Source organism: Antarcticibacterium flavum, from assembly GCF_006159205.1.
Taxonomy (GTDB): domain Bacteria; phylum Bacteroidota; class Bacteroidia; order Flavobacteriales; family Flavobacteriaceae; genus Gillisia; species Gillisia flava.
Map to the genome: position 1 here is coordinate 1,265,541 of NZ_CP040812.1, position 25,076 is coordinate 1,290,616.

At 43.2% G+C, this 25,076-nt stretch carries 17 protein-coding genes; 3 read left to right on the forward strand and 14 right to left on the reverse strand.

Going from position 1 to position 25,076, the window contains the following annotated elements; genetic code table 11:
• Positions 1-27: 27 nt before the first annotated feature.
• The 4 genes from FHG64_RS05305 to FHG64_RS05320 all read right to left on the reverse strand — a co-directional run bounded on the left by FHG64_RS05305 (position 28) and on the right by FHG64_RS05320 (position 3,371).
• Positions 28-789 (reverse strand): hypothetical protein, encoded by a 762-nt coding sequence (locus tag FHG64_RS05305; RefSeq protein ID WP_139065448.1) that lies wholly within the window; start codon positions 787-789, stop codon positions 28-30.
• 140 nt (positions 790-929) lie between these two features.
• Entirely contained in the window at positions 930-1,988 is a 1,059-nt protein-coding gene (locus FHG64_RS05310) for a hypothetical protein (RefSeq protein ID WP_139065449.1), read from the reverse strand.
• Between the two features lie 98 nt (positions 1,989-2,086).
• Entirely contained in the window at positions 2,087-2,821 is a 735-nt protein-coding gene (locus FHG64_RS05315) for a hypothetical protein (protein ID WP_139065450.1), read from the reverse strand.
• Positions 2,808-3,371 carry an RNA polymerase sigma factor gene (locus FHG64_RS05320; protein WP_139065451.1) on the reverse strand — a complete coding sequence of 188 codons (564 nt, stop codon included), beginning with the start codon at positions 3,369-3,371 and terminating at the stop codon, positions 2,808-2,810. Before FHG64_RS05320 ends, FHG64_RS05315 begins: the two co-directional genes overlap by 14 nt.
• Before the next feature lie 226 nt (positions 3,372-3,597).
• On the opposite strand from FHG64_RS05320, the gene FHG64_RS05325 reads away from it, so the two are divergent.
• The 3 genes from FHG64_RS05325 to FHG64_RS05335 are packed head-to-tail and all read left to right on the forward strand — an operon-like array spanning position 3,598 to position 8,335.
• Positions 3,598-4,509 (forward strand): alpha/beta hydrolase, encoded by a 912-nt coding sequence (locus tag FHG64_RS05325; protein WP_139065452.1) that lies wholly within the window; start codon positions 3,598-3,600, stop codon positions 4,507-4,509.
• A gap of 36 nt (positions 4,510-4,545) precedes the next feature.
• Positions 4,546-5,736 carry a CehA/McbA family metallohydrolase domain-containing protein gene (locus FHG64_RS05330; RefSeq protein ID WP_139065453.1) on the forward strand — a complete coding sequence of 397 codons (1,191 nt, stop codon included), beginning with the start codon at positions 4,546-4,548 and terminating at the stop codon, positions 5,734-5,736.
• Positions 5,737-5,740: 4 nt separating this feature from the next.
• Complete coding sequence (locus FHG64_RS05335) at positions 5,741-8,335, forward strand: glycoside hydrolase family 2 TIM barrel-domain containing protein (protein WP_139065454.1); 2,595 nt, start codon at positions 5,741-5,743, stop codon at positions 8,333-8,335.
• 1,677 nt (positions 8,336-10,012) lie between these two features.
• On the opposite strand, the gene FHG64_RS19135 is transcribed toward FHG64_RS05335, so the two are convergent.
• From FHG64_RS19135 to FHG64_RS05380, 10 genes are all read right to left on the reverse strand, one after another.
• Positions 10,013-10,165 (reverse strand): hypothetical protein, encoded by a 153-nt coding sequence (locus tag FHG64_RS19135; RefSeq protein WP_168191319.1) that lies wholly within the window; start codon positions 10,163-10,165, stop codon positions 10,013-10,015.
• A gap of 22 nt (positions 10,166-10,187) precedes the next feature.
• The gene (locus FHG64_RS05340; RefSeq protein ID WP_139065455.1) at positions 10,188-11,987 is read right to left on the reverse strand and encodes a family 43 glycosylhydrolase; all 1,800 of its coding nucleotides are present in this window, start codon (positions 11,985-11,987) and stop codon (positions 10,188-10,190) included.
• Complete coding sequence (locus FHG64_RS05345) at positions 11,984-13,093, reverse strand: formylglycine-generating enzyme family protein (protein ID WP_139065456.1); 1,110 nt, start codon at positions 13,091-13,093, stop codon at positions 11,984-11,986. Before FHG64_RS05345 ends, FHG64_RS05340 begins: the two co-directional genes overlap by 4 nt.
• A 74-nt stretch (positions 13,094-13,167) precedes the next feature.
• Positions 13,168-15,435 carry a beta-glucosidase BglX gene (gene bglX, locus FHG64_RS05350; protein ID WP_139065457.1) on the reverse strand — a complete coding sequence of 756 codons (2,268 nt, stop codon included), beginning with the start codon at positions 15,433-15,435 and terminating at the stop codon, positions 13,168-13,170.
• 37 nt (positions 15,436-15,472) lie between these two features.
• Positions 15,473-17,278, reverse strand: coding sequence for a family 43 glycosylhydrolase (locus FHG64_RS05355; RefSeq protein WP_139065458.1), 1,806 nt, complete (start codon positions 17,276-17,278; stop codon positions 15,473-15,475).
• A 47-nt stretch (positions 17,279-17,325) separates the two neighbouring features.
• Complete coding sequence (locus FHG64_RS05360) at positions 17,326-18,126, reverse strand: carboxylesterase family protein (RefSeq protein ID WP_139065459.1); 801 nt, start codon at positions 18,124-18,126, stop codon at positions 17,326-17,328.
• A gap of 45 nt (positions 18,127-18,171) precedes the next feature.
• Positions 18,172-19,551 carry a glucoamylase family protein gene (locus FHG64_RS05365; protein ID WP_139065460.1) on the reverse strand — a complete coding sequence of 460 codons (1,380 nt, stop codon included), beginning with the start codon at positions 19,549-19,551 and terminating at the stop codon, positions 18,172-18,174.
• Between the two features lie 25 nt (positions 19,552-19,576).
• The gene (locus FHG64_RS05370; RefSeq protein ID WP_139065461.1) at positions 19,577-21,763 is read right to left on the reverse strand and encodes a glucoamylase family protein; all 2,187 of its coding nucleotides are present in this window, start codon (positions 21,761-21,763) and stop codon (positions 19,577-19,579) included.
• 9 nt (positions 21,764-21,772) lie between these two features.
• Positions 21,773-23,101: a glucoamylase family protein gene (locus FHG64_RS05375; protein ID WP_168191320.1), complete on the reverse strand. Its 1,329-nt coding sequence runs from the start codon at positions 23,099-23,101 to the stop codon at positions 21,773-21,775.
• Between the two features lie 231 nt (positions 23,102-23,332).
• Positions 23,333-25,066 (reverse strand): LamG-like jellyroll fold domain-containing protein, encoded by a 1,734-nt coding sequence (locus FHG64_RS05380; protein WP_139065462.1) that lies wholly within the window; start codon positions 25,064-25,066, stop codon positions 23,333-23,335.
• Positions 25,067-25,076: the final 10 nt, after the last annotated feature.

Genomic DNA, 25,076 nt, shown 5'->3' on the forward strand with positions numbered 1-25,076 from the left:
TTACAGGGAGAAATTTTAACGTTTTTATTAATTTAAATCAAATCTTACACCTAAAGAAACATTATTAAGAGCTACGTTGGGTTCCACAAAAACAGGATTAAGGTCATATTTTGCATAGAGAGAAGTGGCGCCCCAACCTACATAACCACTTAAGCCATACACGAGATCATTGGTGTTGAAATCATTCTTCATCTTACGCTTCATTTTCTCCCCATTTTCTTCATATCTTAGTTTTTGTCTTTCTCCTATATTATAACCAACAAATCCTCCTAATCCGACTTTAAATTTCTTAGCGGTTGAAAACCAGTACCCCCAGTTTGTTTTTGCTTTGTCTGATGGGCCAAATTCAAAATGCAGCGGAACAACAACATTATCCATCCTGAATTTAGATTTATTAAGCTCCTGTGGGAATGTTTCCAGGGTAGTTAAATCGCCATCTTCCACAAAATATCTGTTTTCTGTTGGTTTCAGGCCATTGAATTGAAAGGATACCCCATATTTAACTCTCATCCAGTTGGAGCTTTTGAAAACCCTGGTCCTCCATGCGATCCCTACTTCAAAAAACCGGCTCCCTGCAAATTTAAAATCTGAGTCGCTTATTGATGAACCCTCCTCCAATGCATTGTTAAAACCTGCTGCAAGCACCAGGTGGGTAGAAGTACGGTTATAATTACTTATCACCCGGGGCTTATCCTGAGTAGGTCTAATTACATCTGTTTCTTCCTGGGCCTGCAAAAGAGGCGCCTGCAGTATGAGTAAAATCGCCATTAAAAATTTTGTGATCTTCATCTTTTCGAATTTTGAACTGCCGTGCCTTGACTCTTTACACGGGATCTTCTGCAAGTTACATATACGGCCTCATTGGAGAAAATATAATTTTGATGTCGAAGGTTTTAAAGGATATTATTTTTTTACTCCTGCATTGATTATTAATCTACGTCAAACCTTAATCCTACAGATACATTTCGCATTTCAATGTTGGGATCCTTAAAAATTGGGTTGAGATCGTATTTAACATATAAGGCAGTACTGCCCAGGCTTAAATAACCACTAACCCCGTAAATAAACTCATTAGTATTATAATCACCTTTTAATTTTTCCTTCACCTTATCGCCATTTTCCCTGTATTTAAGCTTTTGACGGTCCCCAATATTGAAGCCTGCATAACCCCCTATACCAATTTTTATCATTTCAGCTGTAGAATATCTTATATAGTCTTTTCTTTCAATTTTCTTTGATGGTCCAAATTCAAAATGCAGTGGGAATACCAGGTTGTCCATCCTGAATTTTGATTTATCGAGTTCTATTGGATATTCTTCCAAAGTCGTAAGGCCGCCATCTGTTACAAAGAAGCGATTGTCTGTAGGTTTGAGTCCGTTGAACTGAAAAGAAACCCCATACTTCAGCCTTAAGAAGTTAGAATTATCAAATACCCTGGTCTTCCATGCCCAGCCAATTTCAAAGAACCTGCTTCCCGCCAGTTTGAAATCAGATTCATCAATGGAGCTGCCGGAAGTGAGGGCATTGTTAAAACCAACGGCCAAAACAAGATCGCTGGTAGTTCGTTTATCATACTTGCGCGTCGGGGAATTATTCCTCATAGAAATATTCACGATCTTCCCGCTGTCAAACAGGGAAAGCCTGTTCTCAAAGTCCCGATTCCTTTCTTCGAGGGCAAGTTTATTTTCCAGGATAGTGATCCTGTTCTCGATGTTGCGGGCGTGTTTTTCCGCTGCCTTTTGCTTTAATTCATTAGCCTTTTCTACAGAGATCATTTCTCTTTCAAGCCGGTAGTTTATCCCTTCGATTGTAAGCTTTAGCTGCTCCTTTTCCTCCTGTATGATCTTTTCCTTCTCCCTGTTGAAATATTCAATATTCTCAATACTTTGTGGCTCTCTGTTGGCAGGAATGGAATCTGTTTGTGCCATGAGATTGGAGAATAGAAGGCTGATAAATGTGATTAAAATGTAAGTGATAATTGTTTTCATAATGATTGATTTTTTCCAAATCCCTGCCCTCCCCTAAAGGGAAGGCAAAAGACAGGAGTTGATTGATGAATGAATGATTAAATTTTCGTGATGATCTATTAATAATTGCGGTTTGCCACTGCAGTTCGCGCTTTGAGATAACCTTCCTTCATAAGGTCAAAGACTTTCTCTCTAAAGGATTGTTCCATTTCCATCTCCACATCCCATAATAGGGATTCCGCATCTAAGCTTTGCCCGGCAACATAGGTGGTCCTTTCCCTTGATATTCGTGCAGCTGCCATCAAAAGGAGGGAATCTGCTTCAGCTTCAGCAAGGTTGTTATTTTCAGCAAGGCCGGAGGATACGGCTGCTATAGCATCTTCAAGGGCTACAGGAAGATTTTGGTTTGGCTTCTCCTCTACTGCATCCAGTAGAACCTTATCGGCTTCAACTTCATAGGCCACCTGCACTATATTTTCCATTTTGGGAACCGGTGGTTTTTGGGCTGTGTTGCGATCTTCAATTTTCTTTTCCTCAACAGGTTCCTTCTCTTCCTCTGTCGCCAGCATCGAATTTTGCTGCTCCAAAAAAGTTTCCACTTCTACCTCAATCTTTTCAGGCGTGTCCACAACTGCAGGAGCATCCTCAACCATATTTGTACGATAGACCTGTCCCAGGATAAGGATCCCGGCCACAAAAGAAGCGGCTATCCCCAGGATCCATTTATAGGAGCCAGATCTTTTATTGTCGTTTTCCAGCCGCGCATTTAATTTCTCCCAGCTGTCTGCCTTTGGAGTGATCTCCCGATCCCTCAATTTTTGGCCAAATTCTTTGTCTATATTATGTTGTCCCATAACTGGTATTTTCTGTTATTGATAATTTCTCCTGCAACATTTTCCGGGCCTTGAAGAGCTGTGATTTGGAAGTACCTTCAGTAATTCCCAAAAGTGTAGCGATCTCGTGATGTTTATAACCCTCTACCGCATACATCACAAACACCACCCGGTATCCTTCCGGTAAGGCATCAATAAGGCTCTGTATCTCCTCTACTTCCATGCCCGACTGTATGTTGTTTGTACTTTCAGAATAATTTTCCAGCCCGTTCTCCTGAAAGTTCAGGAATCTCTCACTCCTTAAAAAGGAAATGGACTCCCTTATCATGATCTTTCTTACCCAGCCTTCAAAGCTGCCTTCATTCTTAAAGGACGAGAGATTGGCAAAGACTTTAAAAAAACCATTTAACATCACCTCCTCTGCGTGGTGAAGGTCCTTTATATACATCCTGCAAACGCTCAGCATCTTTGGAGAATATTTGGCATAAAGCCGCTCTTGTGACCCCCGGTGATTTTTCGCTGCCCGGGCGATTAACTGACTTTCATTTTTAAAAAGCGGTATGACTTTCACAAGACTTCTTTAGACCTTCTACTTATATAGACGCAGGAAATTTACAAAAGGTTGCTTGAGGGGATATTTTTTTTTTAAAATATATTTTTCTTCTGAAGGTTTTAAAACACAATGACTTTACCTGGGTGCTTTAGAAAATAACCGCCTCCCCAGGACTAAAAAGGCCAGTGACCAATCCTCTTTCAGCTGAAAAATCTTATCTTGAACTTTTAAATTTTCCCTGCCTATGAAACCTGTTTTTTGTCTCTTTTTTCTTTTTCTTTCCACGCATTTCCTGGCCCAGGAACGCTTTATTGAAGATCTGTTCGAGGTAGAAAAGCCTCTAACCGAAATATATTCAGTAAAAGATGGCGAAGAGTTAAAACTAGACATTTACAGTCCGGTAAACGATACTATGCAGGCAAGGCCCCTTATTGTCTTTATGCACGGCGGTGGATTCTCTGGCGGCACCCGTACCAATGAAGCTGAAGTTAAATTTGCTCAAGCCGCTGCCCGCAAAGGCTATGTGGCGGTACAGATCTCTTACAGGCTAACGCGAAAAGGGCAGTCTTTTGGTTGTGATTATGAAGCTGAAGGAAAAATGAACACCTTCAAACTTGCTGCTGAAGATTTTATGGAGGCCGTACATTTTATGTTGAAGAATAAAACGGAATATAGGATTGACCCCACAAAAATCATCGTTGGCGGAAGCAGCGCCGGGGCCGAAGCTGTTCTTAATGCAGTTTATAATGAGCGACTTATGTTTGACGACCTTTCGAGATATGAAAATATAGAATTTGCAGGCGTCTTTTCCCTGGCCGGTGCCATCGTGGATGCCCGATATATAATGGAAGAAAATGCGGTGCCCGGGGTTTTCTTTCACGGCACGGAGGACAACCTTGTGCCGTATGGTACAGGACCACACCACTGGTGTGACAGGGATAAACCGGGTTATATCATGCTTGACGGCTCTCAAACGATCGCAGAAAGATTAAGAGAACTCGACTCCTCCTATCTTCTTTTTAGTTTTGAAGGTGGAAAACATGAACATTCCAGAATGCCTTTCGATTACCTGCCGGAAGTTTTCAGTTTCTTTAAGAATGTCTTTCTTAAGGGAGAAAAAATGCGAATTCAGGTATCTGTTCCTAAAAATGAATAATATAACAACCTAAATTAAAATTTCACATATCTACTTATGAAAGCCGCTTCCCTACTACTGCTATCTTTTGTTTTGTTCCTGTCCACTTTAGCATCTGTGGCCCAGGAAGAAAGATATTACAAAGGAAATCTCCATACCCACTCCTACTGGAGTGACGGCGACGAATTTCCTGAAATGATCATGCAATGGTATAAAAATAAGGGCTACGATTTCGTGGCACTTAGCGATCATAATACCATAGCCGAGGGTGAGAAATGGAAGACTATTCCTAAAGATTCCCTTTATCAGGACGCATTCCGCCAATACCTGGAAAAGTATGGGGAAGACTGGGTAAAATACCGGCAGGATTCCACAGGCACCCACGTAAAATTAAAAGCGCTTTCTGAATTTCGCACCCTGTTTGAAGAGGAGGAGAAGTTTTTGATCTTTCGAGCAGAGGAGGTTACCTCCTACCTGGAAGGAAAAGCGGTACACATTGGCGCCATTAATGTACAGGAATATATAGAACCCCGCGAAGGAAGTACGATAGTAGAACTTATTCAGAATAATATCGATGCTATTAGAGAACAAAGCGAGCGCACAGGAGAGCCAATACTGCAACACCTCAACCACCCAAATTTCACCTATGCGATCACAGCAGAAGATATCATTCAGATAGACGGGGAACGATTCTTTGAAGTTTTCAACGGCCATCCTTATGTGAATAATTACGGAGACAGCATTCATGACAGCACTGAGAAAATTTGGGACCAGGTGAATATCGCCTATCTCAATACCGGGAAGCCAATCATGTATGGCCTGGCGACAGATGACAGCCACCATTACCATAAATTTGGCAGTAAGTACAGCAATGCCGGCCGCGGGTGGGTGATGGTGAAAAGCGACAAGCTGCACCCTCATTCCCTTATGGAAGCGATGGAGTCGGGAGATTTTTATTCCACCACCGGAGTGGAGCTGGAAAGTGTCACCTTTGAAAACAATATTTTATCTGTAAAGATCAAAGCTGAAGAAGGAGTTACCTATACCACAGAATTCATAACAGCACATGAAGATGATTCCCAGACAGAAACAGTAAAAACCATTGAAGGGACTGAAGCTGCTTTCAGGCTGCCAAAAGATCATTTATTCGTAAGGGCAAAGATCACCTCGAGCAAACTAAAGGAAAACCCTTACAAGGAAGGAGATGTGGAAGTAGCCTGGACGCAGCCTTTTTTACCTGAAAACTAATATCATGAAATATTCATTTATTATACTCACATTCCTCTTCTCCCTTACAAGTGTTGCCCAACGGCAGGTGCAAACCATCAATGCTGCCTGGGAATTTATCCTGGAAGAAGATAATAAAGCTCAAATTGTAAATATTCCCCACACCTGGAATGCCGAAGATGCTTTCAGGGATGGCAAGGAATATTTTCGTGGTAAAGGAACTTATCTCAAAAACATTTTTGTTCCGCAGGAATGGGAGCAAAAACGGGCTTTTCTAAAATTTGAAGGCAGTAACCAGATCACCACGGTTTTTGTAAACGGCAAAAAGATCGGGGAGCACCGCGGCGGGTACACAGGTTTCGTTTTTGATGTTTCTGAAGCTCTCAACTTTGGCCAGGCAAATGAATTAAAAATAGAAGTAGACAATTCCCACAATCCCGATATTCCGCCCCTGGATGCCGACTTTAATTTCTACGGCGGAATTTACCGTGACCTGGAATTGATCCTCACCAATGCGGTTCATTTTGAACTGGAAAATGAAGCTGCCGGGAACCTGCTTATTAAAACCGGAAATGTTTCAGCTGAAAGTGCCTCGATCGATTTTGAAGCGCGCATAGTAAACGCTGCCGATAAAAGAAGAAGGGTAAAGCTGGAAGTGAATATATTTGATCCTGAGAATAAACGGATCCGGACTATCACCCGGGAGCTCAACATACGGCCCGGAGCTTCGAACAAGGTGAATATTACAGATAAACTTCAGAATCCGGCATTATGGTCTCCCGATGCTCCGAATCTATATAAGCTGGAAGCCCGTTTGGTAGACCGGGCATCAGGGGAAGTTCTGGATGATTTTGATTCAAAATTCGGACTGCGTTGGTTTGAAGTGGATACGGAAAGAGGTTTCATCCTTAATGGGGAGCCAATAAAATTGATTGGCGCAAACCGGCACCAAGACTTTGAAGGCCTGGGAAATGCCCTGCCCAATAGCCTGCATCGTAAAGATTATGAAATGATGAAAGAAATGGGGAGCAACGTGATAAGGACCGCACATTACCCCCAGGACCCGGAGGTTTACAGGCTATGCGATGAACTGGGCTTGCTTGTCTGGACAGAAGTACCCGTTATCAATGATGTTACAGATACAGATGCCTACCATGACATTTCCCTTAAAATGCAGCGGGAACAGATCCTGCAATTCTATAACCATCCATCTATCGTGATGTGGGGAATAATGAATGAGATCTTCATAAGGCTGGTATTTAACAACCAGATCACCGAAGAGGAAAAGGTAGAAAAAATTCGGACTTCCGTAGAACTGGCAGAAAAGCTGGAAAAGGAAACCAAACGCCTGGATCCGCAACGGTTAAGTGTTATGGCCCTGCACGAGAATGAATTGTACAACGAATCTGGCATTGCCGATATTACCGATGTTATTGGCTGGAATCTCTATTTTGGCTGGTATTCTCCCGGACTTGAAAGTTTCGGAGAGTTTCTGGATGAGCAGCACAAACGCTATCCCGATCGTCCCTTATTCATTTCAGAATACGGACCTGGGGCAGATGTGCGCCTGCAAACCGACACTCCCCTGCCCTGGGATTATTCTGAAGCTTATCAGTTGGAACTCCACCGCAGCTATATCAACCAGGTACTGGAGCGGGATTTTGTTTTCGGGATGACGGCCTGGAATTTTGCTGATTTCGGCTCTTCCTTCCGCCAGGATGCCGCGCCTTACATTAATCAGAAAGGCCTGGTGAATATAGACCGGAGCAAAAAAGATATTTTCTATTACTACCAGGCGAGGCTGCTGGAAGAACCTGTGCTTTATATAACCGGCGAGCATTATAAGACGCGTTATCCGAAAGACGAAAATGAGGAAATTACTATCACTGTTTTTTCCAATGCTTCAGAAGTTACTCTAAATGTAGACGACCGGGAGTTTTCTGAAACTGTGGAAGACGGGATTGCCGTCTTTAATCTTCTGCTTCCGGAAGGAAAGCACCGGATTACTGCAAAGACCGACGATCTCACCCATACCCGTGATATCGAAGTGAAATTCAGAAAAAATATGCTGAAAAACCTTGAAAAAGAACCAATCCTGTTGAACGTGGGAGCTAAGGTAAATTATACCGATCCTGTTACCGGAGAGACCTGGATAAGCGACCAGGAATACAGCGAGGGAGAGTTTGGATATGTTGGCGGTGAGGTTTATCAAAAGAACAAAAGCAAATTCCAGGGCACAGCTTCAGATATTCAGGGCACTGAAAATGATCCGCTATTCCAAACGATGCGGGAAGGCATTGAAGCCTATAAATTTGACGTTCCTGCAGGCAATTACCGGGTGACCTTGCTTTTCTCCGAACCCGAATTCAATGCTTCCGAAGAAAATATCTATAATTTGAGTGAGGCTCAAAAACAGGAAATTTCGGGCTTAAGGAGTTTTGATGTAAGAATTAATGGAAATCTATTCTCAAAAGACCTGAACCTTGCCCGGGACTATGGCCGGATTCGTGCGGTGGAGAAATCATACAGGATTAAAGCCGGGGATAATGGGATACAGGTGGAATTTGAGGAGAACTCAGGGAAGAGTGTGTTGTCCGGGATCAGGTTAGAAAAGATATAGTCTAAAGCGTGAAGTTCACAAAGTACACGGCTCCCCTCCTTTTTTCAAGGAGGGGTGGACGCTTTAGCGGACGGGGTGGTGGCGTGGAAAACTATAATGGCACCTCCAAAAGTGCCCGCCCTAATCCTCGATTAATCTCCAATGGACACCCTACTCCACCTCACGCTCGTTAACCCTTCCGTCTTGATTGGCTGGAAAGATTTTAGGAAGCACAATAATTCCCTGAGCCAATCAATCCACCTTCCCTTGAAAAAAGGGAAGGAGCCTTTAATCGTCTCTAGTTAAATAAGACCATTCAACAAATTCTTCTTCTTTTATAGTCCTTCAAACCAGGAGCTACTCAGCGAGGTAGACCTGCCAGGTTTTATTACTTTAGGAAGACAGAATTTCATATTTAACTAACTACTGAAAAAAAGAACCTGGTAGGTCTGAACAGGAAAAAGCGAGAACGTGAAGGCTACACATTGTAGACCTACCAGGTTGAATTTTCACGCCTAACCTGCTATCCTTTATAATTGCGGCTTCTGCAAACGAGAAACCTGGCAGGTCTGGATCATTGGTAAACACGTCTCTGCTCCTGTTGGGATTGAATTGCTAAATAAAATTCTTCGGAATTCAACGTCCTTCAAACCAGGAGCTACTCAGCGAGGTAGACCTGCCAGGTTTTCATACTTTAGGAAGACAGGTTTTCATTTTTTACTTATTCCTGAAAAAAAAGAACCTGGTAGGTCTGAACAGGGAAAAGCGAGAACGTGAAGGCTACACATTGTAGACCTACCAGGTTAAATTTTCACGCCTAACCTGCTATCCTTTATAATTGCGACTTCTGCAAACGAGAAACCTGGCAGTCTGGATCATTGGTAAATTCCAGGCTCTGCTCCTGTTGGGATTAATTTACTAGATAAAATTCTTCTTCGTTTAGCGCCCTACAAACCAGGAGCTACTCAGCGAGGCAGACCTGCCAGGTTTTATTACTTTAGGAAGACAGAATTTCATATTTAACTAACTACTGAAAAAAAGAACCTGGTAGGTCTGAACAGGGAAAAACGAGAACGTGAATACAACACAAGGTAGACCTACTAGGTTAAATTTTCATGCGAGGCCTTCTTTCTTTTACAATTACGAGTTTTGCAAACGAGAAACCTGGCAGGTCTGGATCATTGGTAAATACACGTCTCTGCTCCTGTTGGGATTGAATTGCTAAATAAAATTCTTCGGAATTCAACGTCCTTCAAACCAGGAGCTACTCAGCGAGGCAGACCTGCCAGGTTTTTATAATTTAGGAAGACAGAATTTCATATTTAACTAACTACTAAAAAAAAGAACCTGGCAGGTCTGAACAAGGAAAAGCGAGAACGTGAAGACCACACAAGGTAGACCTACCAGGTTAAATTTTCACGCCTGGTCTTCTCTCTTTTACAATTACGAGTTTTGCAAACGAGAAACCTGGCAGGTCCGGAGCTGGAGTAACGATAAACCTCTGCTCCTACAGAGATTAATTTTAGTTAGAAACTCCTCTTATAGAGAGACCTCACAGGTTAAAAAAAACCTGTGAGGTCTGAACTTTTAGATATGCAATTGTTCCGGGGATTTGCTGGGAGGAATTTAACCCTAAGGGTCTAATCCACTTTCCCCAGCCTCAAACAATCCATCCGCATTGCATTTCCATCTTCCAATTCACCCTCCTGCTCCCTTTTGCCCTGAAAGGTTTTCAAAAGAGATCCACCTGGTAACCGGATTTTCTTTTGGCAGTTCATAAAGATTTTGGGCCGCGAGATTTCCTGTGCCAAGGAATAATAGAAAATATAGTAAACGGATGTCTATTTTCATAATAGCAGAATTTAAGATTCTATTAATTTACCCTAATCGGTTCACTCCTCTGCCCTACTCCATTCTCATTAAAGGCCTCTATCTCGAAGTAGTATGCCTGCTCTGTGCTTAACGCTCTTAACTCATAATTGGACCTATCATACATCATAACAGAATTATTGAGCTTGTTCTCTTCAATTCCCCAATAGATTACATAGCCCATTGCATCATCGACAGGATCCCACTTTATACTGGCATCGCGCCGATCTACATTGCGGTCAATTTGGATGTTTTCAGGAGTTGCAGGAGCTTTTCCGTAGCCGTTTCCGAAGATTCGAAAACCGGAAAGTGCCAGGTATTCATTGGGGGTATCAAAATTTCGATACCTCAGGTAACGGGCATCGGTCTCTTTTTCGAGTTCGATATAAGCATGTGGCTGGTCCCGATCATTTTGGGAATAATCCACTAAAACTGTCCACTCCTCACCATCGGTAGAGGATTCGATCTTAAACTGATGTTTTAATCCAGGAGCCCTGCCAAAAACAGCCGCATTAAATTCCTGAAAGTTAACCTGAATAGCCTTTACCTGCATCACTGCTCCAAGGTCTACCGTAGCCTGCATGCTTTCGTCATTTCCATTTGCTACCCAAAATGTGCTTATTTGCTCATCTACCAAATTGGCCGGACCGTAGCCTTTATCATTTTCGCGGGTAATGGCTGTCATCTGCGGACCTATAACCTGCTGCCTTACCGTATCATTTACTACGGAACTGGCCGTTGCTTTTTTTCCGTAAGACAGGAGCATCCACCCGCTGAAGCGTTCCTTATGATCCTCTACCTCTGTATCGGGTAAAAAATGCGGATAATCTCCATAGGCGGTGTTGACATACATTTGACCGTCCTCCTCAAATCCTGCCGGAAACAAGCCAATCCTGCGTTCAAATTTGTAATTCACGGCAATAGGCATAGTAGCAAAATGCCAGTATTTGTCATTGTTATCCTGTACAGTACTTCCATGTCCTGCTCCCGTTACATAACCCCCGGGTTTATAGGAAATTGGATTGTAAGGCGCATATTCAAATGGCCCAAGGGGATGGTCACCTGTATAAACCCCATCTGCATACACATTGAACTCAGTACCCGGAGCACCGTATTGCAGATAATACTTACCCTTATGTTTAGTCATCCAGGGGCCTTCAAGAAATGGTTTCATTTCTGAAGAATGATCCTGTCCAAATCTTTCCCAGCCATGTTTTTCAGGATTTAAGCTTATTAAGGCTTTTGGTTCCCCTTTAGGCAGATAATTATTTTCCGGGTCCAATTCTACTCCATATATGGGATGTACATTTGAAGATTCTTCATACAGGTAGACCTTCCCGTCATCATCAACAAACAAAGCCGGATCCTGTATCGCTATAGGCAGGACGCTGTAAGAAGTTTTCCAGTCGCCATTCTCCGGGGTATCGGTATGGATCACTGCCATTCTTCCCGAAGGATCACCGGCCACGATCACTTTATCGCCATGTACCGCCGCTGCCGGAGCATTACTACCGTTAAAGTACCAGCCCTGAGGGGTTATGAATTCCCAGTTGCTCATATCAGTGGACATCCAATAACCATAGGACCTGGTAACGAACATAAAATACTTCCCTTTGAAGTTGATCACCGCAGGGTCTGCCCCGGCACGGTAAGATACCCCGGTATAGGAATTATGGGCCACATAAGTATAATCGATATCTATAGGATTACAATATGTCCTGTAATCACGGCTTCCGGGAAGATTCTGACTAAAACCCGAAAGAGTCAAACCTGCGATTAGAAGAAAGGTGCTTAACTTTTTCATAGGTTCTGATTTTTAATTATTTTTCTCAACATTTCCTGCGTCGCAACTGTTCGAAATCCCAGATGCCCGTGAGAAGAGTCCATAGTTTGCGGCATTTTTGCCGATACCCTGTAACTGGCACAATAAGAGGCATGGCATAAATACGAACCTCCCTTTATGACCTTCGCATTTAAATTGGGATTATACCCTTTATAAGCACTTTCCGGCCCCTGCGGATTCTCAGCTACCCCCTTGTCCAATAATTTCCTGTAATACTGGGGGTCATAAGAGTCTGAAGTGAACTCCCATACATTCCCTGCCATATCATAGAGGCCATAATTGTTTGGAGGAAATGACTTTACGGGGGCGCTGCCTTCATACCCATCGGCTTCATTATTATTGACAGGGAATTCACCTGTCCAGGTATTGGCTCTTTCTTCCAGTACGTTCTCATCATCACCCCAGCTAAAACGTGAATTCTCCTCCCCGCCCCTGGCGGCAAATTCCCATTCGGCTTCGGTTGGGAGACGGCGTCCTACCCAGTCACTGTATGCTACTGCATCTTCATACGCAACATGCACCACCGGGTGATCCTCCTTTCCTTCAATGGAACTTCCAGGGCCTTCCGGTTGTTTCCAGTTGGCACCTACCTGCCAAACCCACCAGCGCCTAAAATCATGAAGGTTCTTCACCTCTTCATTCGGTTTATTAAAAACCAGGGAACCCGGCTGCAGGAGCGAATCTGCAGGTTTGGGAGTACCCGGCGGTAATTGCTGCTGCAGCTCTTCCCAGGAAAGCTCCCTTTCAGCAAGAGTTATGTATCCGGTTGCATCAATAAATTTTGCGAACTCCCTGTTGGTTACTTCAGTTTCATCCATAAAAAAACCATCTACATACACCGGGTGCGCAGGTTTCTCATGGCTCATGGCTTGTTTATCTTCTCCTGTTGCTCCCTGCTGAAATATTCCGCCGGGGATCCATACCATCCCCTCCGGGGCCTCAATATCTGCGGGCTGTTCTGTAGCCTCGTATTTCTCAGCAGCCACCGGCTCCTCCTTTTCGGCAGTTTCCTTACAACCCATCAGGAGTACAGGAATAAGGAAAAAGAATGATTTGGATAAGTTCATAATTGTATTAAAAAAAATGCTCCTCCAAAAAGGTAGGGCTTTTCGAGAGGAGCATAATAGATTTTTTTTACTCTCTACTTCACAGTAAAGCTGCCGGTAAATTCGTTATCTGAACTTCCACCCACAAAAAACTCAAACTCTCCGGGTTCAAAAATAAAATCCTCCTCATTATTGTAGAATTTAAGATCCTCTGTAGTAATCTCAAAGGTCACGGTCTTTGATTCTCCTTTTTTCAGGAAGATCTTTTCAAAACCTTTTAGTTCCTTCATTGGCGGGGTTATAGACCTCACTTTGTCATGCGTATATAACTGCACTACCTCTTCCCCATCATAATTCCCGGTGTTTCTAACTGTAGCCGAAATTGTGATGCTTCCACCTTCTGCAAGGGTAGAATTGTTCACATTTACATTCGAATATTCAAATTCTGTATAACTAAGCCCGTAACCAAAAGGAAGTAAAGGTGCATTTGGAGCATCCAGGTAATTGGATTTGAATTTCTCAAAATCTTCAGAAGCTGCAGGCCTTCCTGTCCTTCTCATTCCGTAGTAAATTGGAATTTGCCCAACATTTACCGGCCAGGTAGCAGTAAGTTTTCCGGATGGATTATAATCTCCAAAAACCACATCGGCTACCGCATTTCCAGCTTCCACACCCGGGTGCCATACCTGCAGAATACTTACAGGAAGTTCCATTTCTTCAGGAATAGTCAAGGGTCTTCCGCTCATAAGGACAAGTACCACCGGTTTTCCGCTGGCAGCAAGTTCGCGAATTAATTTTTTCTGACTTTCAGGAATGGAAATCTCTGTACGGCTGGCTGCTTCCCCGCTCATTTCTGAAGCTTCTCCAACCACTGCTACCACAACATCGGCATCATTTACAACCGTCATAGCCTCTTTTAATAGTTGTTCAGGAGATTCTTCTGAAATTTCTATACGCGGCCCGAAAACATTCACCTTCTTTGCAAATGTTGCGTCGTCACTAATATTTGCACCTTTTGCATAAGTTATGCTTGCATTTGGAGCTACATTTTTAAATCCTTCCAGTATTGGAATTGAAAGCTGTTGATCTCCGGTTGGAGCCCAGGTTCCCAGCATATTGTTCTTGTTATTTGCCAGCGGACCGATAAGTGCAATTTTCGCATTTTTCGATATTGGCAGCGTATTGTTATGTTTTTTCAGCAAAACAAAAGATTTTGTTGCTGCCTCCCGGGCTTTTGCCCGGTTTTCCTCTGTAAGAATATCGGTTTCCGGCCTGCTCTCATCTGAGTATCTGTAAGGATCATCAAATAGACCTAATTTATGCTTGGCTTCCAGGATCCTTCTGGCAGCAGTGGTAATTGTTTCTTCTGAAACCTTTCCCTCATCAACAGATTTTTTGAGGGTTGTAAGAAAACCTTCCCCTACCATATCCATATCCAGCCCGGCATTGATAGCCAAAGCCGAAACAGCCTGCAGGTCACCCATCCCGTGGGCGATCATCTCGTTCACTGATGTATAATCTGAAACCACGAATCCGTCAAAACCCCAACGCTCCCTTAGAACATCTGTAAGCAGCCATTTGTTACCTGAAGCCGGCACCCCGTCAATATCATTAAAAGAGGTCATCACACTGGCAACTCCCGCATCTACAGCCGCCTTATAAGGTGGCAAATATTCATTGAACATCTTGGCACGGCTCATATCCACCCGGTTGTAATCCCGCCCGGCCTCAGAGGCTCCATAAAGGGCCATATGTTTTACGGTGGAGATCATAGTCTCAGGATTGGCAAGATTATCACCCTGATAGCCTTCTACCATAGCTTTGGCGATCTGCGATCCAAGAAAGGGATCCTCTCCTGCACCTTCTGCCACCCGGCCCCAGCGTGGGTCACGGGAAATATCCACCATTGGTGAAAAATTCCAGTTTATCCCATCGGCAGTTGCCTCTTTCGCAGCAATTTGGGCCGTTTCTTTGATAAGTTCCATATCCCAGCTGGCAGAAAGACCTAGCGGGATTGGAAAAGTAGTTTTATAACCATGGATCACATCACTTCCAATAAGCAACGGGATCTTAAGCCGGGAATTCTTCAGCGCAATATCCTGGGCCTGTCTAACCCTTTCCGGACTTGACACCCCAAAAACACCCCCTACATTTCCTGCCTTGATCTTGGCCTCTACATCCTCACTTACGACAGACCCTGTAGCAACACCACCGCCTGGGGTTAAAAGGTTAAGTTGGCCTATCTTTTCCTCAAGGGTCATTTTCTCCAGAAGTGTTTCAACTTCCGGGATCCTTTCCTGGGCTTGTAAATTTGAAAGCCCCGTTACAAAAAGAACAGCGACTAACAGGTTAATTTTTCTCATCTCGTTATAATTTTAAATGATTGGTAATTTGCTTCCTTTATTTCACTTCCTGAACCTCAGTCTTTTCTGAGATCCCATTTTCATTGAACGCTTCTATACTAAAATAATATTGGGTATCCCGGTCCAGGTTACGCATAAAATGCTCATTTGTATCGTAAACCAACCAGGCGTGGTATAGTTTATCTGGGGCGATACCCCAACGGATGTTGTAACCCTGAGCTCCTTTCACAAGATTCCAGCTGAAGGATGCATCTCTCCTGTCTTCCTGCCGGTTAACCTTGAAGCCCTTCACTTTTTCCGGCTTCTTTCCAAGGCCTTTTCCAAACACCCTGATTTCTGACAATGCCAGATTATTCCCCGGAACTTCCACATTATTGTAGCGCACATATTTTCCCTTTACAGGCTGATTAAGGGGTATGTATGCATTCGGGGTATCTTTAAAGCTATTACTTCTGTCTACCACGGTTTTCCAATTTTTTCCATCTTCTGAAACTTCCAGAGTAAACCGGTGTCTCAAGCCTTCTGTCCTGGTGTAGATCCCGGCTTCTTCATCGTGGAAATTAAGTTGGAAGGCATAGATGTTTCCGGGGGCAAGCATTTCGATCTCTACCCATTGCTTATCGTCATTGGCTTCAGCAACCCAAAAAGATTTGGGGCTTTCATCTGTTAACAGCTTAGAAATAATTTCACCCCGATTATTCTTTTCGAGGGGCATTTCAGTAATGTCAAAATCCCCATCTGTAGCGGTACTTTTTCTTACCTGCTTCATAGCAGAAGAGACTGTAGCTTTTCCTTTATAGGATAACAGCATCCAGCCATTATGCAAGCCTGCTTTAGTGGGGTGGTCTGGGCCGTACAGTGGGTAATCCCCATAACTGGTGATGCTATACATCAAACCCTCCTCATCAAAATACGTAGGAAACATGGCCAGCCTCCTTTCCCAATGAGAATTGGAAGCCAGGGCTACTGTGGCAAAGTGCCAGTATTGCCCATTAGTTTGTTTTACTGTGATCCCATGACCGGCACCATTTGCAAATCCGCCCGGTTTGAAGCTCATGGGGTTATTTTTCATATATTCAAAAGGCCCAAGGGGTGTCTCCCCTATGTAAGCCCCATCTGCATACACATTGAATTGTGTGCCCGGTGCGGCATATTGCAAATAGTATTTACCATTATGCTTGGTCATAGAGGCACCTTCCATATAACCTTCTTTTAAGGTAGGATGGAAATTATTTTCCCCAAAACGTTCCCAGCCGTGTTCTTCCTCCACCAGGTTGAAAAGTTCTTTTTCAACCCCTGTCTCCAGAAAACGGTCATCCTTATCCAGCATTTTTACCCGCAAAGGATGAACATTTGAAGAACCCCAATACAAATAGGTTTGCCCGTCATCATCAATAAATAACTCCGAATCCTGAATATTCGTAGAGATAGAAGCGGTGGGGGTCCACTCTCCTTTTTTAGGATCATCTGTATATAATATACTGCCGTAACCCGCGGGATCCCCGGCAAAGTATACCAGGGAATCTTTATAATTGAAGGCCGTTGGCGCATTTGATCCTTCAAAGAACCATTGTTTTGGTTTAATGAATTGCCAGTTTATAAGATCTTTGGAATGCCAGTACCCAAAGGAACGGGTAACAAACATGAAATACTCCCCTCTATATTCAATTACCGCAGGATCTGCCCCGGAACGATAGGAAATATTGTTCCTGGAATTGTAAACCATATAAGTATAATCAATGTCCAGAGGATTAATATAAGTTTTGGGCACTACTTCCTGTGCAGAGGTGCTGAGGGTTCCAAATAAAATTGTTATTGTAAAAATTCTTTTTAAATATTTCATCTTTTCTGTCTTAAACAGATTAATAAATTAAAACTCGATCGTCTATTCTAATCCATTCGTTCGTGTGAGAACAACCATTTTAATAAGTATGGTTCTGCAAAAGCTGAATCCCAGCTATTATGATTATCGTTTGGATATAAGGATAGCTTCGCGTTGCCACCGTGCGAATTGATCTCCCTTGCCATTGTTTTGGAATATTCAGGTATGACCACATCATCTTTCTCCCCGTGGAAGATCCAGATGTTGAAACCTTCAGGATATTTTTGAGCTATAGCAGGATCTGCCCCGCCACAAATTGCAAAGGCTGCGGCAAAGGTTTCGGGTTGCCTGCTTATGATCTCAAAAGTTCCCATACCTCCCATGGAAAGTCCGCCTACGTAAACTTTCCTGGTATCTATATAATCTTCCGCAGTAACAGAAGTCAGAAGAGCCATGACCAAATGTAGGGCTTTGGTAGGCTCTTCCTCATTCTTAAAGTCAAATTGGAAAGGGAGAGTATCACGATTTACTTCCACCTTCGCCCAATAATCTTCTTTTGGCGCCTGTGGAAATATTACTACTGCGGGAAACTCATCTTGCTTTTTGAGAAATAAATCTCCTCCATTAATTAACTGACTTTCATTATTATCTCCCCTTTCCCCTGCTCCATGAAGAAACAGGATAAGTGGATTTTTTTTTGTTCGATCAAAATTGGGCGGATAAAGGATCCTGTAGTGCAGGGAATCATTGTCTTCAATGAAAACCTCCTTTTCATATGCATGGAAACCGGTCTGGGCATGCATAGATACAGGTATCATTAGAAGTACCAACAATATGATTGCCAGCAGCCAGAGTAATCTTGATTTCATTATGGATTTATATGTATTCAATTGAAAAATTTCTATTGATGAGTATTAATAATTGAATTCCAGTTTTTTAAGACCTTGCTGCACCTCGGGTGCACCCATGAAAAGGTCCCATATCAAACCGCTGCGATAATTTTCTATCATTACAACAATGGGCCCCTGGTCAATTGCCAGATATTTTTCTGCGACCCAGTCATTTCCTTCCAGGCTAAAGGCATCATAGAACCCTGCAGGGCCCCACAAGAGGTCATTGAGGTCTTCATAAAAATATCGCATAGCTGCCAATGATTCTTCAGGAGTATAGGGAATAGAACTCAAGGCCGCTGTAGGAGAAACCACTCCCCTGTCATTATCTGGTGCGTGTGCGGTGTAACCAATGCTGTCATCATTATTACGGGTGTAGCTTGCTGTGAGTCCCCAGGAATTCTCGCCATATGTTTCATAATTTTCGGGATTTTCCTGGCAGTAGAGGTAATTTATCTTGCTGTGGTTCACATTGAGGTCCCAGTAATTGGCATATTTATCACTAAGTCCTTTTGGATTCAATCCGAGGTAGGAGTAATGTGCCCAAAATAACGGGCCTCCCTTGTCACCCCGGGTATTATGTTTCAAAATTAGTGGAAGATCGTACGACTCAACATCTGTGACTATGTCTCCACCACGCGCCCAGCCTTTGTGATATGCATCGGCATGTATTGAATGATCTGGAGAGGAAGCAGCCATGATATAGGTTATAAGGCATTCATTGTATCCTTCTATCATAAAATCCATTTCCCACTCATAATCTGGCGACCAGTGCCAGTAGATCCCGTCTTTATTATTGGTGTACCAGTTCCATTCTATCCCTTTCCATAGCTCATCATATTTTTGGGCCACGGCCTGCTCCTGCTCATTTCCGTTTTTCAGGTATTCTCTTACTACAATGAAGCCTTGTGCCAGGAAGGATGTTTCCACGATATCCCCGCCGTTGTCTTTATCGCTGAATGCCTGCGTCTCTCCGGTCTCCCCGTTGATCCAGTGGGGCCAGACACCATGGAATCTTTCAGCTTCTGCAAGGAAATCGGCTATTTTGTCAAAACGGGCAACGGCTGAATCCCTGTCGATAAACCCGCGCTCTGTCCCTGCAACTATAGCCATTAACCCAAAACCGGTACCACCGGTAGTTACAACGTGCTCATCATTCCTTGGATAATCCCCGTCCGGGTGATAGCGTTCCCTTGCCATTCCTGAATTAGGTTCAGCAAAATCCCAGAAATACCTTAGGGTTTGTCGTTGAACGGTGTCCAGCAGCGCGTCTTCAGATAAGGTTTCATTCTCTGAATTTTCCCCGCTTACTGCCACTTCGCGATTAGTATTTTCCTTACAGCCTATAGCTAACAGAATAGTGAGAATAAAAATGTATGGCTTTAAATTTTTCGTGGTGATCATTGAAGTTTTATTTATTTAATTGTTTTTATTCTTTTTTCCTGATTTTCTTCAAATTATCAATCGCCTGCTGTACGTCCCCGTTCTTCATAAATAAATCCCATAAAAGGCCACTGCGATGATTTTCTATCATAACTACCATAGGCGCCTGGTTGAGGCCCATGAAGATATTCGCGGTCCAGTCCTGCGACAGGTTAAAAGCATCTCGAAATCCATATTCCCCCCAAAGAAAAGAACCATATTCTCTATAAAAATGTTTTAATGCCGCCATGGATTCTTGAGGTGTATAGGGAAAAGAGGAGATTGCCCCGGTGGGAGCTATTGTTCCATCATCCATATCTTCTTTGGGTTCCCTGGCTTTGTAGCCCCAGGGGCCGTCACTTGCTGTTAATCCCCAGCTGCCTGGCCCGTATCCCTCATAATTCCCAGGATTCTCACAGCAATAACGATAATTAATAAGGCTGATATTACTGTTATTCTCGAAATAGTTAGTGTATTCATCTTCCATTTTTCGGGGATCAAGCCCGAGGAAAGAGTAATGTGTAAAAAATAATGGCCCTCCATTCCCCACTCCAACTTCCAGGGAAATACCATAATAAGTCTCCTGATTTGTGAACATTGAACCTTCAAAGGTCCTGCCCCAATTGGATCTATAATTTTGTGCAATTGTATCCTGGCTTGCCCATCCGGAATAATACATTTCAGGAGAAACAGGATGTGTGGGGGACGCAATTGCCAGGAAATATGTGATAAGGGTTTCATTCCACCCTATGAGCTTGTGATTAATATGCCACTCATGCTCAGGAGACCAGTGCCAGTATAGAAAAGGGCTATCTTCATGTTGCCTGAACCAGTCCCATTCGACCTTTTCCCATATTTGAGATATTCTTTTTCGCAATTCATTTTCCCGGGGATCTGTTTCTGAAAGATATTGCTCCACCGTCAATAATCCCTGCATAAAAAATGAGGTCTCCACCAAATCTGCTCCGTCATCATACTTACCAAAGAAGGGTTCTACCTTACCTGAAGGGCCATCCATAAAATGAGCTAATGCCCCGTGGAATGTGTCACCATTTTCAATAAAAGAAACAATTTTTCCTATGCGGGACACAAAGTCTTCTCTGCTAATAAAATTCCTTTCTGCTCCCACAACCAGAGCCATTAATCCAAAACCGGATGCTCCGGTAGCGATCATATCTTTTCTTCCGGGGATATTTTCCCTGGCAAGCCCACTGTTTGGCTCGCCCCCCTCCCAGTAATACCTGAAAGCTGCCTCCTGCACCATTTCCAATAATTCCTCGTCATTCATCTCCCTTGTTGTTGCACTCATTGGGGCAGACAAAGAAGATTCAGAATAATCATTTGCAAGAAAACTTATTTTATACTGGTAGGCTTTACCCGGAACACCGGTATAATCAACAAACCTTGAATATTCCATTGGACTTTGGATACCAACCGGAAGAAAATCCTTGTTATTACTGGATCGGTATATTTTTACGTATCTCACCAATTCGGGATCTACATTTTCCCAGGTTAGATCTACGTGCCTTTCATAAGCTTTTACACTATTAATTTCCGGCCTGTTAAGACTCGTTTGAGAATCTTCCTCATTATAAATTTCCACCTGATCAATAAAGATTTTGTGATCGCCTTCCCCTTGTGCAGGTTGTTTTAACAAGACCTGAAGAATTTTACGGGAATCTATTTTTAAGGGTTGTGTTTCACCGGATATTTTAAAGTGATACAGGGGAATCTTAACATGTAACCACGTATTAATTTTAAACGAGTTTAAATGATCTCCAAGGGCGATATATTCCCGATCCTTTTCATCCTCAAGTATAATAGACAATTGCGGCAAATGTTCCTGCTGTGTCTTTCCGGTAACATAGATCCAGAGACTAAGATGATCCCCGGCTTTTAGAAAATCCTTTCCCCTCCATTGGGGAAATTTCAGTATTGCTTCCCAATCACCTTTTTCGTGAGAAGAATAGTTTAATTCCAGGCTGTTACCCGGGGTAAAGGAGATAGTATTCTCTACCGGGAGCCTGCCCTCAACATTTAATATAAAAGACGGCTCTTTATATGAAACTGTGCTATAGAACCAGCTGTCATTCATCAAACTGTTGTCAAAAAACACCTGATGGTACTCAGGCTCCTGCGCCCTGAGTACAGGAGAGAAAATAAGCAAAATTATTATAATAGCAGCTGGTCTCATCAATAGCCTTTAATAAGTAAACTCCAGTTTATCAAGCCCTTCCTGTACCTCCTCATCCTGCATAAACAGCTCCCAAAGCAATCCTGTCCTGTGATTCTCTATCATAGCAATAATAGGTCCCTGGTCAATTGCCAGGTATCCATTGGCAAACCAGCCTTCTTCTTCAGAAAATGCATCATAGAAACCATAGGGGCCCCAAAGCCTGTTGCCCAGTTCCTCATAAAAATATCTCAGGGCTTTCATAGATTCTTCAGGCGTATATGGAAAAGAAGATAAAGCCGCGGTTGGAGTAATCACTCCAATATCATTGGCCGGACTGTGAGCAGAATATCCCTGGTAATTGTCACTGGCCGTGAATCCCCAGGAATTTTCTCCATAGCCTTCGAAATTCTTTGGATTATCTATCGCGTAATTATAATGTATAAGAGTGTGGGAACGATTTTGTTCCCAGTAATTCGCATATCTATCTGTAAGATTCCTTGGATCCAGCCCAATAAAGGAATAATGAGCAAAGAATAATGGCCCACCAAAAGCAGGTCCAAGAGGGAGATTGATCCCATAGTGTTGCCTGTTGTTCACCATATTTCCGTTTGATGCCCATCCCTGGTAATAAACTTGCGGTTCTATAGGATGTGTAGGGGAAGAAGCTGCAAGCACATATACGATTAAAGACTCATTCCAGCCCTGTATCCTAAGGTTCATTTGAAAATTATAAGTAGGAGACCAGTGCCAGTAAAGTACATTTTCACCTTTGGTATACCAATCCCATTCTACCGCCTCCCATAATGCTGTGATGCGGTCTACAATTTCAGGTTCATTGGAAAAATATTGCCTGGCAATCAATAGGCCCTGCATTAAAAAGGCTGTTTCTACCAGGTCACCTCCATCATCCATACTGCTAAATGGCCGGGTTTGCGCAGTGTTATCCAAGTACCAGTGGGAAAAAGCCCCGTGGTAAGTAGGTACAGTTTCGAGAAAATCCAGGACCTTATCCAATCTTTGAACGGCCTGTTCCCTGCTTATCCAACCCCGCTCCACCGCCACCGGGAAGGCTGCTATTCCAAAACCTGACCCACCAATAGTTACAATATTACTACCCTGGCCTCCATAGGCATCGGCCTGGGAGCGTTCTTTGGCCAATCCTGAGTTTGTTCCTGCAAAATCCCAGAAATATTTAAAAGTGGTTTCCTGTACCAATTCCAGCAACTCATCATCGGCTAAGGGTTCCTCCTTTTCTCCTCCGGTACCGGGAACATACGGTTCCTGATAACCGGGGCCATCATCATTTGAGCAGCCAATGAAAACCATCAATACCATTATAAACCCTATTCTTTTCATCCTTTTTAATTTTAATTCCGTAATTCAACCCCTAATTATTTCTCCGCAATTGGTTTCCTTACAGGTAATAAGTAGCTGAAACCCTCAAAATAATAATTTTGAAAATTCAGGAAACCGGCAATGCGGGGGTAATTAAGAAATGTGATGATTTAACATCACAGGGAGTTTTATTTTTGGAATAGAAAAAGAACTCCGGCACACCTCAACCGGGTGCCGGAGTTTTAAATTTATTTATTCAGAATCCATATTTTCCTGGATCTCTTCCTGTGTAAGTGCTTTGTTATAGAAACGCAGGTCATCCATATAACTCTGGTCAGACAAATGGCCCCACTCTGTAAATCTTGGCGCACCAGACATTATAGATACAATATCTGTCCCGGTCCAGTCTATACCGGAGAAAGTTGATTCCCTTACAGGCTCACCATTTATATAAACAGTGGCAGTATTGGACGAAATGGTGAATGCTAAATGCACCCATCCTGCATCGTTAGCAACATCTGCCGCTTCACCACCATCAACCCAGGTATCAGCAGATCCATTCCCTACGTTCAATTTGAACCTCTGGGTACCCGCAGCACCATTTTCCCTGAAAAATCTTAATCCGGAAGTTCTGTCATTTTGTGTCCCGGGAAATCCTGCATTGTCAGCATCTTCCGGGCCAATAACAATAATACCTGCTCTGTCCGGGCTGGCATTTACATTATACCAGAAAGTTGCACTAAACTCGTCACTTAATAAACCTTCAGAAGGAAGTGTAAGATAAGAACCTTCAGCGCCTGCATAAGCATCACTGCCCACTACGCTTTCGCCGGCAAAACCGGGAGAACCTACTACAGTAACTTCCCTGTTTGAAACCTGCTCCCTGTAATTTCCATCAAAAGGCATATGAAGGGTAACGGCTGAGGCGCTTATTAAATCCTGAATATCGCCCTGGGTTAAAACCATGTTGAATAGTCTCAACTCATCCACAAGACTGTTAACGTCTGATCGATGATTATAGATATCAAAATTTTCACCACCAGAACCTATGGTTAATTCGTCCACTCCGGTCCAATCGATAGCACCAGGCATATCTGCAATGCGTAATGGCATACCATTTACGTATATAACAGATTCTGTTGGGCTAATACTAACTGCAATGTGCACCCATTCTCCTGTTACTTCAACGGCTCCCCCATCATTCCAGCGATCCCCGGTTCCCGTACCAACGTTGAGTTTAATTGTTTGTGTTGTACCAGATCCTTCTCTAAACAGGCGGAAACCCTGACTGAAATCGTTTTGACTTGCCGCAGCGGTTAAAATTCCTGCACGAGTAACCTCTGCACTCATATTGTACCAAAAGGTTGCGGTAAATTCATCCCCAAGATCTTCTTCATTAAGTGGGACAGTTACATAGGAATCGGCAACCCCTCTATAGGCTCCGGTTCCAAGGAATGCAGCAGTAGAAAAGGTTGGAGAACCAATTTCCTCTGCAGTATAAATATTAACGAGCTCCATAAAGTCACCATCAAAAGGCATATAGAAGAACTCTCCCGCATATTTTGGAGAATAAGGAGGTTCTTTGCTAAAGTTCACAGTTTGACTTGTTGTATTGCCTGCAATATCGGTTGCCCGCACAGTTAACGTATGTTCTCCATTGGTTACCTGGTCAAAAACCACGTTTCGCTTTACGATACGGTAATCCAAAAACTCATCGAAGGTAGCGATCTGGTTTCCGTTCACAAGGACTTCCACAGACTCTACTTCAATATCATCTTCCACTTCGAAACGAATATTTACGCTGGCAACTGCCTCTGGCACCTGTATAGTTGATCCCTCATTTGGCGATATTATTCGCACTACCGGAGCACCTGCATCGGGTCCCGGATCTACCGGGGTTATAGGATCAATTCCATCATACTCGCAGGATGAAAATCCAAAAACGAGAAACAATAGATAAAAGGAGGATTTTATATAGTTTTTCATGCCTACAAAT

What these genes read in the sequence shown, in the direction of transcription:
- FHG64_RS05370 (WP_139065461.1), bottom strand. Translation starts at nt 21,763, where the DNA reads ATGAGACCAGCTGCTATTATAATAATTTTGCTTATTTTCTCTCCTGTA.
- FHG64_RS05325 (WP_139065452.1), top strand. Translation starts at nt 3,598, where the DNA reads ATGAAACCTGTTTTTTGTCTCTTTTTTCTTTTTCTTTCCACGCATTTC.
- FHG64_RS05380 (WP_139065462.1), bottom strand. Translation starts at nt 25,066, where the DNA reads ATGAAAAACTATATAAAATCCTCCTTTTATCTATTGTTTCTCGTTTTT.
- FHG64_RS05375 (WP_168191320.1), bottom strand. Translation starts at nt 23,101, where the DNA reads ATGAAAAGAATAGGGTTTATAATGGTATTGATGGTTTTCATTGGCTGC.
- FHG64_RS05340 (WP_139065455.1), bottom strand. Translation starts at nt 11,987, where the DNA reads ATGAAAAAGTTAAGCACCTTTCTTCTAATCGCAGGTTTGACTCTTTCG.
- FHG64_RS05315 (WP_139065450.1), bottom strand. Translation starts at nt 2,821, where the DNA reads ATGGGACAACATAATATAGACAAAGAATTTGGCCAAAAATTGAGGGAT.
- FHG64_RS19135 (WP_168191319.1), bottom strand. Translation starts at nt 10,165, where the DNA reads ATGAAAATAGACATCCGTTTACTATATTTTCTATTATTCCTTGGCACA.
- FHG64_RS05365 (WP_139065460.1), bottom strand. Translation starts at nt 19,551, where the DNA reads ATGATCACCACGAAAAATTTAAAGCCATACATTTTTATTCTCACTATT.
- FHG64_RS05345 (WP_139065456.1), bottom strand. Translation starts at nt 13,093, where the DNA reads ATGAACTTATCCAAATCATTCTTTTTCCTTATTCCTGTACTCCTGATG.
- FHG64_RS05355 (WP_139065458.1), bottom strand. Translation starts at nt 17,278, where the DNA reads ATGAAATATTTAAAAAGAATTTTTACAATAACAATTTTATTTGGAACC.
- FHG64_RS05360 (WP_139065459.1), bottom strand. Translation starts at nt 18,126, where the DNA reads ATGAAATCAAGATTACTCTGGCTGCTGGCAATCATATTGTTGGTACTT.
- FHG64_RS05330 (WP_139065453.1), top strand. Translation starts at nt 4,546, where the DNA reads ATGAAAGCCGCTTCCCTACTACTGCTATCTTTTGTTTTGTTCCTGTCC.
- FHG64_RS05305 (WP_139065448.1), bottom strand. Translation starts at nt 789, where the DNA reads ATGAAGATCACAAAATTTTTAATGGCGATTTTACTCATACTGCAGGCG.
- FHG64_RS05310 (WP_139065449.1), bottom strand. Translation starts at nt 1,988, where the DNA reads ATGAAAACAATTATCACTTACATTTTAATCACATTTATCAGCCTTCTA.
- bglX (WP_139065457.1), bottom strand. Translation starts at nt 15,435, where the DNA reads ATGAGAAAAATTAACCTGTTAGTCGCTGTTCTTTTTGTAACGGGGCTT.
- FHG64_RS05335 (WP_139065454.1), top strand. Translation starts at nt 5,741, where the DNA reads ATGAAATATTCATTTATTATACTCACATTCCTCTTCTCCCTTACAAGT.